The sequence below is a fragment of the Paenibacillus xylanexedens genome (assembly GCF_007676705.1).
In the GTDB taxonomy this organism is placed as follows: Bacteria; Bacillota; Bacilli; order Paenibacillales; family Paenibacillaceae; genus Paenibacillus; species Paenibacillus xylanexedens_C.
Window position 1 is genome coordinate 409795 of sequence record NZ_VEBF01000002.1, and the last position, 13371, is coordinate 423165.

The 13371-nt window shown below is 46.9% G+C and carries 13 protein-coding genes; 1 reads left to right on the plus strand and 12 read right to left on the minus strand.

Annotated features, from left to right (window positions below; genetic code table 11):
- Positions 1-70: 70 nt before the first annotated feature.
- The 12 genes from FS628_RS11765 to metH form a co-directional block, all read right to left on the minus strand.
- Positions 71-1093 (minus strand): SAF domain-containing protein, encoded by a 1023-nt coding sequence (locus FS628_RS11765; protein ID WP_145322100.1) that lies wholly within the window; start codon positions 1091-1093, stop codon positions 71-73.
- 26 nt (positions 1094-1119) lie between these two features.
- Positions 1120-2598: a serine/threonine protein kinase gene (locus tag FS628_RS11770; RefSeq protein WP_145322102.1), complete on the minus strand. Its 1479-nt coding sequence runs from the start codon at positions 2596-2598 to the stop codon at positions 1120-1122.
- 190 nt (positions 2599-2788) lie between these two features.
- Complete coding sequence (locus FS628_RS11775; protein ID WP_145322104.1) at positions 2789-3838, minus strand: SAM-dependent methyltransferase; 1050 nt, start codon at positions 3836-3838, stop codon at positions 2789-2791.
- Positions 3839-3844: 6 nt separating this feature from the next.
- Positions 3845-4618, minus strand: a complete 774-nt coding sequence (locus FS628_RS11780; RefSeq protein ID WP_145324104.1) for an ABC transporter ATP-binding protein — start codon at positions 4616-4618, stop codon at positions 3845-3847.
- Between the two features lie 2 nt (positions 4619-4620).
- Positions 4621-4938, minus strand: a complete 318-nt coding sequence (locus tag FS628_RS11785; RefSeq protein WP_145322106.1) for a thioredoxin family protein — start codon at positions 4936-4938, stop codon at positions 4621-4623.
- Entirely contained in the window at positions 4938-5276 is a 339-nt protein-coding gene (locus FS628_RS11790; RefSeq protein WP_017688046.1) for a cyclic-phosphate processing receiver domain-containing protein, read from the minus strand. The genes FS628_RS11785 and FS628_RS11790 overlap by 1 nt, the downstream gene beginning before the upstream one ends.
- 19 nt (positions 5277-5295) lie before the next feature.
- Entirely contained in the window at positions 5296-6144 is an 849-nt protein-coding gene (locus tag FS628_RS11795; protein ID WP_145322108.1) for a deoxyribonuclease IV, read from the minus strand.
- The gene (locus FS628_RS11800; protein WP_145322110.1) at positions 6134-6955 is read right to left on the minus strand and encodes an Fpg/Nei family DNA glycosylase; all 822 of its coding nucleotides are present in this window, start codon (positions 6953-6955) and stop codon (positions 6134-6136) included. Before FS628_RS11800 ends, FS628_RS11795 begins: the two co-directional genes overlap by 11 nt.
- A gap of 6 nt (positions 6956-6961) precedes the next feature.
- Positions 6962-7771 carry a TIGR01457 family HAD-type hydrolase gene (locus tag FS628_RS11805; RefSeq protein WP_145322112.1) on the minus strand — a complete coding sequence of 270 codons (810 nt, stop codon included), beginning with the start codon at positions 7769-7771 and terminating at the stop codon, positions 6962-6964.
- 81 nt (positions 7772-7852) lie between these two features.
- A complete protein-coding gene (locus FS628_RS31340) occupies positions 7853-7999 on the minus strand; it encodes a hypothetical protein (RefSeq protein ID WP_186327799.1) in 147 nt (48 codons plus the stop codon).
- 128 nt (positions 8000-8127) lie between these two features.
- Positions 8128-9066, minus strand: a complete 939-nt coding sequence (rnz, locus tag FS628_RS11810; RefSeq protein ID WP_145322115.1) for a ribonuclease Z — start codon at positions 9064-9066, stop codon at positions 8128-8130.
- 77 nt (positions 9067-9143) lie between these two features.
- On the minus strand, positions 9144-12584 hold the full coding sequence (metH, locus tag FS628_RS11815; protein WP_145322116.1) for a methionine synthase: 3441 nt from the start codon (positions 12582-12584) through the stop codon (positions 9144-9146).
- Positions 12585-12763: 179 nt separating this feature from the next.
- Here metH and FS628_RS11820 point away from each other — a divergent pair, with 179 nt between their 5' ends.
- Positions 12764-13309 carry a cupin domain-containing protein gene (locus tag FS628_RS11820; protein WP_145322118.1) on the plus strand — a complete coding sequence of 182 codons (546 nt, stop codon included), beginning with the start codon at positions 12764-12766 and terminating at the stop codon, positions 13307-13309.
- The last annotated feature ends 62 nt before the right edge of the window (positions 13310-13371 follow it).

The following is a 13371-nucleotide window of genomic DNA, read 5'->3' on the forward strand; positions in this document are numbered from 1 at the left end:
GTTTAACTCCCTTTCTTTTCTCAAAATCTTTGTTACATGAAGTTGTCTCAGTAAATCTTTGGATGGATGCCTACTCACCACCCGTTAGCAGACTCTGCTGTTCATCTGATTGTAAAGCTTGAGCAGAATGATCCATGCTTTCCGTAACAGCCCCTGCTCCGTTTCCCGATCCATCATTCCACATCACTCCATCTGATGCTGCCGAATTATTCGCTGATGGACGACTGTTATAGGTAACTGAGGATTGTGCCACATCCTGTTCTACCCCTTTTGATGGTGCTGTCATGGAGGCAGCCAGCGAACTTTCAAGCGAACTTCGAACCTGTCTGGATAACTCCTGCTCGGCCCGTCGAACAATATTCGGATCACTCTCCAGCAGTTTTAACACTTCTGAATTGGCAGGGTACGTCGCGATTGCAGGTGTCTGAAATTGTGGTTCTACATAGGTTAAGGCATAGATTGAAGCTTTATGTAAATAGGCATCTACTATTGCACTTGAGAGTGACAGAATCTCTTCCTCCGTCATCGTAATCCATAAGGTAGCTGCGTTTAGTCGTTCCACTTTCTTCTTCGATAAGAGAACATAATCTTGTCCTGTGGGGAACTGGATGCGCACATCAATAATATCTCCTTTAACGAGTGAAGACGGCAGTAGGACAACCTGCAGCTCTCGATTTCTTAAATCGGGCGGAGCCGGCGTATCCTCATACACCATTTCGGTGGTAATGGCTGTTCCTTTTTTTAATTCTATTTTGGCCACCTGGCCTTCCATTTGCTTGGTACTGGACCAGAGATTTCGAGGCGCCTGTGCATCCGGAACAGCAATGAGCTTCAGATCCTCCGGTAATATCGGTTCACCTGCTTCAATATCCCGAATCGTAACCCAGCCTTGTGCTCCCGAATTCCATTGCTGCTTTAATTCAGCTTCCTTTTCCTCATATGCTGATAAATAACGGGCTTCTACGGCTGACCTGACATCACCCATCGTTTTGACATTATAAATAACATATCCTGCGAATACCAACCCTATAGTTCCTGCTCCGATAAGCCCGGCATAGATCAGTTGACGGCTTTGTTTTCTTAATTTAGACAAAAGAGGCTCTCCTTTCGTAATCTCCTCTAATCATGTACTTTCCTCCGTGAAAAGAACGAACGTTTCTTGGGCTGCTGTGCCATCATATGCGTTAAAATACGAGAAAACACTTTATCCATCTGTGCGTCCTTGTCAAAAGGATCAATATGTAACGGCAAACTGTATACACTTGTTGTGTCCAGTACTTTACGAATACGCTGAACAGCTTCACTTGCTGCCAGGGGCAGACAATATATCCATTTATCTCGTGGATACCGATGATGGGATCGAACAAATGCGCCAATCTCCGCCTGTCTCCATTCAGCACCTGAACCGATAACAATCGGCAGATCTGCACGCAGGAATTCTTCCAACCTATTCTGGTCCTGACCACTACCGAGGTCCATCACGATGAACTGGTAGCTCCCCCCAAGTAAAGACAAAATATCCGCTCGTCCGGATTGTTTCCAATAATGCACACCATCCACTGCAAACTGTCTGCCTACAGGCACCGGTTTACCCGCTTGAGCGATTTGTTGGATTCTTGCAAAGGATTGAGAACGAGGTGACATTTCAATCACAGCTACTTTGAAATTTTGCCTTTCGAGATAATGACTAATAGCTATAGCGGTGTGGGTAACCCCTACACCAGATGAAGCACCAGTCAGGGCAATAACTCTTGTTCCCCCATTCAAGGTCATCGTTGTATCTCCACCGGGCGTTGTTCCCCCGGGTATTCGGAGCAGTTCCTTTCTTACCTCATCGGCAGATTGGAATCGCTCTTCGGCATTATACCTTAACAGTCTTCTCGCCACAGGGATGTATGTCCGCGGAACATCACTCCGGATAGAGCTTTCCACACCCTGAATCCATTCCGTATACGCACCACTTGTCATAAGATACAGGAGCAATGCTCCAAGTCCATATAGATCTGAACGGGCATCGGTCTGACCTGAACCATATTGTTCAGGTGCGGCGAAACCAGCGGTTCCCAACTTGACCGTATCTTCTGCATTTTGCGCTTTGTAGCTTCTGGCGATGCCAAAATCAATTAATCTTACTTCATGTTCCGGCGTGATCATGATGTTTGATGGTTTCAGATCCCTATAGATCACAGGTGGATTCAGATTATGCAAATAACTCAACACATCCAGCAATTGAAGCACCAGCTCCGTCAACTGCTCCATCGGGATCTTCCCGCGACACTGCTTGAAATACTCACTAAGCGTTAATCCTTCGATGTATTCCATCACCAAGTACGTGTACCCATCCTCATCCGGGACAAAAAAATCAACGATTTGGGGCAATCTTGGATGGCGAAGGGATGTCAACAGCGCCGCCTCCGTCTCCATACTGCCTTCATATGGCATAGCTGTTACGCTTTCTTTAATGGCCCAAATCTTGCCTGGCAACTTCAGATCCTCCGCCTCGTATACATGGCTCATTCCGCCTGTACCCAGAATGGATACGATACGGTATCTACCTCCCAGCAGGCTTCCGCGTTCCAGCCTGGCCGGATGTCTCATATCAATTCCTCCTTCAATACACAACAAAAAAGGGAAAGCTTCACCGAAGAAGAACAGACCGGATATCCGGTTTCGTTCACTTCGGGATGCTTTCCCTCAGGCTTGTTATGGTTAATATTGGTATCATTATAGTACAGGCAGGAATAGATTGTAAAGCACAAAATTTAATGAGCTTAATCGAATCAATTTCTTAATATTTGACCATATAAAGTGTAATCTCTTCGCGGTTATGAAATAACTGCTTGGAACGTTGAATCTGCATCCGTGAACGCTCAAACGTATCAATGACGTCTTTAATGAGCGCGAGCGGCTTTTTATGCAACAGTTTCACGGTAACGATGGCTGTTCCCCCAGGCTGAAGGCTATACAGAAGATCCGATACAAGGCGGCTCATCAGCTTGGGACTCCAACTCATATCACATACGAGCAGATCAAATTCTCCTTCGCGGAAACGCACATCCCCCGCATTTTTTTTCAAGAAAGTCAGTTTGGGTGATGTCAGCAGGGTCGGATCCATCTTCGCCGGATCTACCGCCGTTACTTCAATCCCGCGTTCAAGCAGGAACGAGGTCCATCCGCCTGGTGCTGCACCGATATCGAGTGCTTTATGAAAAGAAGTGAAATCAATACCAAACGTTTGCTCAGCTTCAAGTAATTTGAACTTAGCCCGCGAGATCTGTCCGTCTTCTTTTTGAAAACGTACAGCTCCCCCACTCCAGTCTGACAGATTCTGTTCAGGTCTGGATACGCCAGCATACAACATATCATTCGCAGCAAATACGGAAATGACATATTCAGCATCACGCACTACCCATTCACAACCTAGCTCATCCAGCTTTTCTGTCAGCAATTGCTTCAATGAGGCCGCATTTTCTTGCCAAAAGGACCCCTCTGTCTTCCTTACCTGCAATACGACAGGGGTGCCGGACAATTCCTTATGATTCAGGACGAATGCAATCAATTTCTCAATAGACTGTTCCGAATCTTCTGTATTCTCCTGAAACTGAACAGGCTGAATATGACGTAAAAACGTTGGATACTCTTCCCACAGCTTACCTGCAACTTCTTCCTCCGCTACAGGCAGACCCGCAAGCAAAATTTCTCCTGGTACGAGTACCGTGCTCTTGACCGCACCAAACGTACGGCGCAACTCTTCCTGAGCATAAGGGGCAAAGCCATGATTAGCTGTACATATAAAACGGGAGAAGTTGCCTTCTTCCCAAGACGATTGTTTACTCAAATTGTGTTACCCTCCAGAACGTACGCGTATCCAAGGACGACCGTCATCCCACTGGATATCGACAGGGACATCGTACGTATGCTTAATTGTATCCTGTGTCAAAACTTCATGCTTGGGGCCTGCCGCAGCAATACGTCCATCGCGGATCAAGGCCACATGTGTAAATAAAGGTACGATCTCTTCAACATGATGTGTTACATACACAACTGTGATGTTACGTTGGCGCAGACGATCAATCTCAGCCAGCATTTTCTCACGTTCATATAAGTCTAGCCCGGCACAAGGCTCGTCCATAATCAGCAATTTTGGCTCAGCCATTAATGAACGAGCAAGCATGACTTTTTTGCGCTCTCCCTGGGATAACGTTCCAAGCGGGTTGTTGGCCAGGTTGGCAAAGCCCATATCATCTAACAAACTCATCGCCTTGGCTTTCACTTCACCAGGAATCGTCTGATAAAAACGCAAAAAAGCGTACGCTCCTGTAGCGACGACCTCCCATACCGGATCTCGGGGTGTTAATTTCTCAATCAACGTTTGGCTGATATAACCGATTTCCTTACGAACTTCCCTGACGTCACATTGTCCATACAGATTACCAAGTACTTCAATGCGCCCCTGGCTTGGAAACATATATCCGTTCATCATTTCCAGTAATGTTGTTTTGCCAGAACCATTCCGACCCAGAATAACCCAATGTTCACCTTGTTCGATGCGCAAATGTACGTTATCCAAAATCTGATTCTCTTCTCGTCTGAGTGAGACATGTTCCATCGAAATTATACTCATTTCAGCACCGCCTTCCGGATCTCAGAGAGCAAATGCTCTACAGAGCTCATCCGATAAACCATTTTTGGAACATCTTGCTGGCCGTCAAACAGCATCACGGCTGGTACGCTTGAAATTCGAAATTGTTGTACAAGTTCAGGAATGTCATGAATGTTCATTTCGGATAAAATACCTTCTGGCAGCATGTGCTCGACGACCTCCAACATCCGACGGGCTGCCGCACATGTCCCACATAAAGGCGTATATATAAATACAGCCTGTGGCATGCCTTCCCATACGCCTCGCATTAACATTTTGGATGTAATTGGCTTCATTAGCTTTCTTCTCCCGCGGCAACACGCAGCATGACCTCACCCGTCATTGGACCATTATGAATGGTTACCGAATCAGGTTTATTGCTATACAACATCTCGTACATCTGACGTTTCCCAAACATACTGGACGTATGCAAATAGATCTCGCGCGGAAATAAACCTTCCCGTACGATGGATGCCGCAACCTCACCGCCGTTAGGCGAATCCGGACCAAGCTCATAATCCAGAGACAAAATGTCCACGTCACCTTCTCTTAGCAGCATCAGGCACTCTTCTGCATTTGTTGCCAGAACAAACCCTTTCGGACACGCCCGATAGTCATCCAAAAAAACATGCATACAATCGCTCCTCTCCCTTTTATAGCCAGGAACGCATGAGCGCTATATCATCATGGTGCGTTCCATCTTCGCCCGTTTCGGTCTCTAGCACAACAACCGCATTTTGGAACTCAGGCGCATTTAACAATGCTTTCATTGATTCATATCCGATATAACCCCGTCCGATCCTCGCATGTCTATCCTTACACGAACCAGACGCATATTTGGAATCATTAAAATGTACAGCAGCAACATCATCCCAGTATCCCAGCACCCTGCCCTTATCGAGCATCGCCGCTTCGTTGCCTGAAGACCACAAACCTGAAGCAAAAGCATGGCATGTGTCAAAACAAAAAGCAATATGCTCAGGATATCGGCTTAATTTGCGAATCTGTATCATTTCTTCCATTGTTGTGCCCATAGCGCCATGATCACCTGCCTGATTTTCAAGCAACACCTTTGAATGACCATTCCAATTCTCCAAGGCGGTATCCAGACAATGTATGAGGTTCTGATAGCCTTCCAGCGGATCGCTCGTTTTGATATGTCCAAAATGGACCACCGTACCGACAGAACCGCAAGCATTCGAAATTTCAAGGTCATTGCGAATTGACGCTATCGTAGCATGAAAGCCCGCCTCTCCACGGGTCATGCCCAACGCCGGATTCGTGGGATAGGGGGAATGTGCAATGGAAGCAAGTCCCTGCTGTTCACACCAATCCCTGCACTGCTCAGCATCCTTGAGATCCAGACTTTTCAGGCTGAGACTGCGCGGGTTCTTCGGAAAATACTGAAATGCCGTTGACCCCATCGCATGTGCTCTTTTGGCAGCCTGAAGAAATCCGCCTCTGGTGCTGACATGTGCCCCAATTCCGGATTTAGGCCTCATGCTGGCATTTCGGACAGAAGAATGCCTTCTTGCCCGTAATTTCCACGCGTTCAATTGTTCCCCCACATCGCGGACAAGTCTCGCCTTCCCGGTCGTACACCCGACATTGCTCGTCAAAGCTTCCTGTTTTGGTGTCTCCCTGCATCAGTGGCATCTCCATATAACCACCCTCAGAAGCTGCTTCGCGAAGCACGGACTGCATCGAATGGAACAAGCGCTCCGTCAGCTCCGGCGAATTCGCAATGTTCTGCGTTTTGGAGCTTGGTCTCAGACCTGCAGCAAAAGCAATTTCATCGGAATAACAATTGCCGATCCCCGCAATAATATGCTGGTTCACCAATGTCGTCTTAAGCGTACCCCGACGACCTTTCAACAGAGAAGCAAAACGTTCCACGTTCATCCGTCGATCCAGAGGTTCAGGTCCAAGATCAGACATCGCTTCTTCGGTTTCTTTTGAGGTAAGCAGATGTAAGTACCCCAAGCGCAGACCGATGAAGAATAAAATGTGATCTCCAAACTGGATCTCCACCTGTGTGGAACGATCAGGGCGCTCCTCTTCCGTGCCCCAGAAAATCATACCGCCCAACATGAGGTGCAGGACCAGACGTTTGCCATTGGCCAAGTGGAAAATCAGATGCTTCGCTCGGCGCTCAACAAATATGATACGATTTCCTGTAAGTTCATTGATAAACAGATCAGGCTCCGTATTTATCGTTTTATCGCGGTTAATTACAACACCTGTAATCGGTAGATCAAGTATTTTCTCGGACAGCAAGGTCCGGTAATTTTCCATTTCCGGCAGTTCCGGCATCGTACATTACCCCTTTTTGGAAGCTTGGTCTGCCTCTTGCGACAGCCACTCCATCAATTTATGCAAATCTTCAAACACATGATCAGGTCGAGCCTTGGCTGCTTGAATGTGTCCATCCATATTATCCCGTGTTGTCACACCGGTAAGAACCAGCAATGTCTCACATCCTGCTGCCACTCCCGCTGCAATATCGGTACGCATATTGTCTCCGATCACTGCCACTTCATGAGACGCCAAGTTCAGCCGGCTAATGGCTGACTTCATTATAACACTCGATGGCTTGCCAATAACGGTAGGATGGACGCCGGTTGCGGCTTCAATTGCTGCTCCGATCGTTCCGGCTCCAGGCGTCAGCCCATCATCCGAAGGGAGTTGCAGATCTGGGTTGGTCATGATGAATTTTGATCCCCCATTTATCCATCGGAGTGCCTTGGTCAATTTTTGATAAGAAAATTCACGATCAATCCCCTGTATGACATAGTCTGGATCATCCTCCGTCAACTGTAGCCCTGCTTCTTCTATGGCTTGCAGCAGCCCTGCTTCTCCAATACAGGCCACTTTCGCACCCGGCGACTCCTCTGCAACGTATTCAGCAGCCGCCACTGCAGAAGTACATACTTGAGACGCATCCGCAGGTATTCCCATCCCGTTCAGATGATCTGCCACGCCTTGTGGTGTACGGGAAGAGTTGTTCGTTACAAATAAATACGGCTTGCCTAGCTCTTGCAGTGTTCGAATAAGCTGATCGGCTCCTTCGATACGATGTCTGCCATGATAGAGCGTACCATCCAAGTCAATCAGATAGGCCTTAATCACACACAGCACTTCCTTTCTTTATTCCATTAACATTTCATGTCCTTAATCATTTACCTCGAACTTTAACGCGAACCTATGTATTCAGGCAAAAAATATGGGCTTGCTAGCATATGCACGCAACAAGTCGAACCAGATCGAACACCGACGGTTTAACTCGCGCGCCTTCTGTACAAGCTTGTCATTTCCTGCGCTTTCCCGGAAAATAATTTGAATCATTTCCCTCTTCATATTGCCCATCCTACACGCTTTCTGACCAGATTGCAAAAGGGACCGCGGGAGTTCCTCTCCCTCAGTCCCGTGCAATTTCCCGGTTCTTCATGTGACGTGTTTAGCCGTGCCCTGGTTCGCAGTCATGGTTAAGATTCTTGCTTGCGATGCACGACAGGAATAAGCTGATGTTCATTGGCAAGTCTGGTATTCGGGAATATGGACTGTGCCTCTTCCAAAAGTGGCTGCAGTTGATCCTCATCCTTATAACGTGAGCTAAAGTGAGTCATGATCAGTTGCCCTACATTGGCTGCTCTAGCCGCTTCTGCTGCTTGTTTTGAAGTACTATGATAGTACTCATGCGCTGTATCGGCCAGATCATGCATGAATGTAGCTTCATGTACAAGTACATCTGCATTTAAGGAAAGTGGATGTACATTGTCACATGGACGTGTGTCACCCAAAATAGTAATCACCATGCCGCGTTTTGGCGTTCCCAACACATCTTCAGGACGAAGTGAATGACCGTTATCGAGCGTAATGGTTTCTCCACGTTTCAGCCGACCGAACAATGGGCCTGGTTTCAAACCATATTCCGCCAGTTTGGCTGGGTCCAGGCTTCCTGGACGATCTTTTTCCGTAATCCGGTATCCATAGCTGTCAATCCGATGCTCAAGCAAAGCAGCCTCCACGATAAAACTGTCATCCTCGAACAGGACGCCGCCCGTATGTTCCACGATATTCAAATCATAGTTAACCCGGGATTGGCTAAGCTCCATTGTTGTACTGATCATTCGTTCCGTACCTGGTGGACCATATACCGTTAATGGTGTGGTGCCACCTTGATAGGCTCTGCTCGAAAGCAGTCCTGGAAGTCCAAATACATGATCACCATGCAGGTGAGTAATGAATATTTTCTCCAATTTGCTTAGTTTAAGCGGAGAACTCAAAATCTGGTGCTGCGTTCCTTCCCCGCAGTCAAACAACCACAAAGCTCTGCGCTCATCCAACATGCGTAGCCCAATGGAAGTTACATTCCGTTGAAGCGTAGGTACACCAGCATTAGTTCCCAGGAAATATAGTTCCATTCTGGATCGCACCTCTTTCTGCTGCCAGCAAAAAACCTCCGACAATGCGGAGGGCTTTGCCTGACACTCAACTGAATTTATGCCTTCTCTACATTAAAATACTTAGCTTGCGGATGGCTGAATACCATCGCTGATACGGATGCTTCAGGTTCCATCATGAAACCTTCCGTCAATTCCACACCGATATCCTCAGGCTGCAGCAACTTGAACAGCGGCCCTTGGTCTTCCAGATCCGGACAAGCCGGATATCCAAAAGATACCCTGATCCCTTGATATCGTGCACCGTGACGTTGCTTCATGGTCATCTGGGCAGAATCCGGGAATCCCCATATATCTCTCATCATATGATGCACACGTTCAGCTAATCCCTCTGCTACCTCGAGCGCTACGGATTGCAGAGCATGCGAGCGAAGGTAATCCCCTTTATCTTTCCACGCAGTAGATAGTTCACGCACACCGTGTCCGGCCGTAACAACCATAAAACCAACGTAATCCATCTGACCGGATTCAACAGGCTTCAGGAAGTCGGACAGGCACAGGAATGGCTCGACTTTTTGACGTGGGAACGTAAAAGTATGCAAGATATTACTGGTGTCCTTTGGATCATAGATGATGATGCTGTTACCACTGGACTGAGCAGGGAAGAAACGATACATGGCATGCGCCTGAATAATTCCGTCACGAACAGCCTCTTGCATGATATCATCCACTACTGCTTTCAGATCAGTAGCCTTCTTATCACCTGAAGCAAGCAGTTGTTCAACTGAACCGCGCAACCCCAGATGATGTCCAAGCAACATCTGCATGTTCACGTAGGGCAGGATGTGTGATAACGGATAGTTGCGCATCGTATGCCGCTCCAGATCAGGCGGGACAAGAACCGGATTATCTACAGCAATATCCGAACGCTCCACCCGTGTAAGCTCTGGAAGCGTCTGAACGGCTACAGCCGCTGAAGCATCAGCTTCTTTCTCAGCTTCCATCTCCAGTTGCATCGCTTCACGTGTAACGGGATTCATCAATTTGTTCGCCAGATCCAGACCATCCATCGCATCTTTCGCATATACAACCATTCCGTTATATTCAGGACGGATACGATTTTTGGTAAATTTACGTGTAAGCGCCGCGCCGCCAACCATAATAGGCACATCAATACCTGCTGTTCGCAGATCCTGAGCGGTAAGAATCATTTGCTGCGCTGATTTTACCAATAGACCCGAAAGACCAATTGCATCAACTTTCTCTTCCCGGTACGCCTCAATGATACGTTCTGGTGGTACTTTTATACCCAAATTAATGATCTGGTAACCGTTATTGGACAGGATGATCTCTACCAGGTTCTTACCGATATCATGCACATCACCCTTAACCGTGGCCAGAATGATCTTGCCTTTAACCGAAGTCTCGTTCTTCTCCATGAATTGCTCCAGATATGCTACAGAAGCCTTCATAACCTCCGCACTCTGCAACACCTCAGCTACAATCAACTCATTGTTGTTAAAGAGACGACCTACTTCCTCCATCCCCCGCATCAGTGGACCGTTAATCACTTGAAGTGCTGTATATTTGGCAAGTGCCTGTTCGAGATCCGGCAGCAATCCCTCTTTACTTCCTTCCACAACATATGAAGCGAGACGCTCTTCTAATGAAAGGTTTGAGATTTTTTCCTTCTTCTCAACCTTCTTGTTACGGAACGCCGCTACGAACGCCGCCAGTGTGTCATCATTTGTGTTATATAAAAGCTCTTCCGAGAGCCTGCGTTCTTCTTCCGGAATGGACGCATAACGCTCCAGTTTCTCTGTGTTCACAATCGCATAGTCGAGACCTGCTTTGGTACATTCATACAAAAATACGGAGTTCAGTACTTCACGGCCTGCTTCAGGCAGTCCGAATGAAATGTTACTGATCCCGAGGATCGTATGACATTCAGGCATCGCTTCCTTGATCACTCTTATACCTTCAATGGTTTCTTTGGCTGAACCGATGTATTGTTCATCTCCGGTACCAACTGGGAACACCAACGTATCGAAAATGAGATCTTCGGGTTTGAGTCCATATTTGTTCACCAGCAGATCATAAGAGCGCTTTGCTACGTCAAGCTTGTCTTCTCGACTAATCGCCTGACCTCGTTCGTCAATCGTTCCGACAACAACCGCACCACCGTATTTATGAAGCAACGGCGTGATCAGCTCAAATTTCTCTTCGCCATCCTCAAGGTTAATGGAGTTAATTATCGCTTTACCCTGGGAGTACTGGAGGGCCAGATCAATTACTGAAGCATCTGTCGTATCGATCATGAGTGGCACTTTGACTTTTTTCACAACAAGTTCAAGGAACTTCACCATGTCTTCGGACTCTTCACGGTCCGGGTCTTGTACACATACATCGACAATGTGCGCTCCATTTTTCACTTGAGCCCGAGCAATTTCCGAAGCTTCTTCATATTTGCCTTCAACAATGAGCCGTTTGAACTTCCGTGATCCCAGCACGTTTGTACGCTCTCCGACCATATATGGGCGATTGTCCTGTTCGATGTAGATCGGTTCTATACCTGACAGGGCAGGTGGATGTGTTCCGTTCATTTCTCTTGGGGGGTACTGGGCTAGTGTATCACGCATGGCCCGAATATGTGCGGGAGTTGTTCCGCAACATCCACCAGCAATATTCAACCAACCCTGTTCGGCAAAAGCACCAATCTTCTGAGCAAGAGAATCTGGTGACTCATGATAATTACCATTCTCATCTGGAAGACCCGCGTTCGGGTAACAACTAACGGCAACCGATGCCATTCCTGAAAGGGAGCGAATGTGATCACGCATGAACTCTGGACCTGTAGCACAGTTTAGTCCTACCGAAATTGGGTTAAGGTGTTCTAAGGATATATAAAAGGATTCGATGTTCTGACCTGCAAGGGTCGTCCCCATTGGTTCTATGGTTCCTGATATCATCAGTGGCAGTGTAATGCCACTCTGTTCAAAGGCCTGCTGAATGCCAATGCTGCCTGCTTTTACATTGAGGGTATCCTGTGAGGTTTCAAGCAGTAGCGCATCAACGCCTCCCTCTATTAAAGCAAGCGCTTGCTCCAAATAACTGTCGATCAGTTCCTGGAACGTCACTCCTCCAGTAACAGACAGTGTTTTGGTTGTTGGTCCCATTGCACCTACCACATAACGTGGAGATTCTGGTGTAGAAAAACGATCAACTGCAGCTTTCGCAATTCTGGCTGCTTCCAAGTTGATCTCCCGTGCACGATCCTGAATATCGTATTCAGCAAGTACGACTGATGTTGCACCAAATGTATTGGTTTCAATCAGATCAGCGCCAGCTTCAAGATATTCTTCATGAATGCGCTGGATTAGCTCTGGACGAGTAAGCACTAACATTTCATTACATCCATCCAGATCTTCGCCGCCAAAATCTTCACCAGTCAGATCAACTTGTTGAATCATGGTCCCCATTGCACCGTCGAGGATTAATATTCGTTGTTTTAATGCATCGTGTAGACTAATCTTATCCAATATCTTCACCCCCGCAAAACGTTAAATCTTAGTTTAACAGAAACTAACTTAATGTGAAAGATCGGTTTTGCTCCCGAAACATGGCGGGTTTGCTCGAATATGAACGGAATTTGAGAATCGACAAAAACAGAGCAATCCGATATAATTCAATTAAACCAAGTGGAAAAGAGGGAAAGAACATGGCTGAAATTGTAATCCGAAATACGAACGAACGCATCACTGGTGACGAAAACGTTCGAAATTTCTTGAACAAATACGAAGTATTATATGAGAAGTGGGACGCATCCAAACTGAACACTGATCTGCAAAATAACTTTGGATTGACTGATGATCAGAAAGCCGAGGTTTTGGAAACTTACGATTATGAAATCAGAGATTTGGCTGCACGTCGCGGATATCAGATCTGGGATGTCATCACGCTGTCCGAACAGACACCAGATATCGAAGAGAAACTGGCCAAGTTCGAAGAGATCCACACCCACGCTGAAGATGAGATCCGTGCAATTGTTGCCGGTAAAGGAATCTTTGTTATCAAAGCTACAGATGATGTAGGCTACTTTAATGTAGAACTGTCTCCTGGAGACGTCATCTCCGTACCGGAGAATACACCGCACTTCTTCACTTTAATGGAGAACAAACAGATCATTGCTGTACGTCTGTTCATCGAAAAAGATGGCTGGATTGCAGATCCGTATCCAGATCCTACATTTATTAAACAAGGCTAAGACGCCCTTGTGCGATTTAATAAACCAAACCCCCTGTTCATTTGAACAGGGGGTTTGGCATG

What these genes read in the sequence shown, in the direction of transcription:
- FS628_RS11770 (WP_145322102.1), bottom strand. Translation starts at nt 2,598, where the DNA reads ATGAGACATCCGGCCAGGCTGGAACGCGGAAGCCTGCTGGGAGGTAGA.
- FS628_RS11785 (WP_145322106.1), bottom strand. Translation starts at nt 4,938, where the DNA reads ATGAAGCCAATTACATCCAAAATGTTAATGCGAGGCGTATGGGAAGGC.
- FS628_RS11790 (WP_017688046.1), bottom strand. Translation starts at nt 5,276, where the DNA reads ATGCATGTTTTTTTGGATGACTATCGGGCGTGTCCGAAAGGGTTTGTT.
- FS628_RS11795 (WP_145322108.1), bottom strand. Translation starts at nt 6,144, where the DNA reads ATGAGGCCTAAATCCGGAATTGGGGCACATGTCAGCACCAGAGGCGGA.
- FS628_RS11800 (WP_145322110.1), bottom strand. Translation starts at nt 6,955, where the DNA reads ATGCCGGAACTGCCGGAAATGGAAAATTACCGGACCTTGCTGTCCGAG.
- FS628_RS31340 (WP_186327799.1), bottom strand. Translation starts at nt 7,999, where the DNA reads ATGAAGAGGGAAATGATTCAAATTATTTTCCGGGAAAGCGCAGGAAAT.
- rnz (WP_145322115.1), bottom strand. Translation starts at nt 9,066, where the DNA reads ATGGAACTATATTTCCTGGGAACTAATGCTGGTGTACCTACGCTTCAA.
- FS628_RS11820 (WP_145322118.1), top strand. Translation starts at nt 12,764, where the DNA reads ATGGCTGAAATTGTAATCCGAAATACGAACGAACGCATCACTGGTGAC.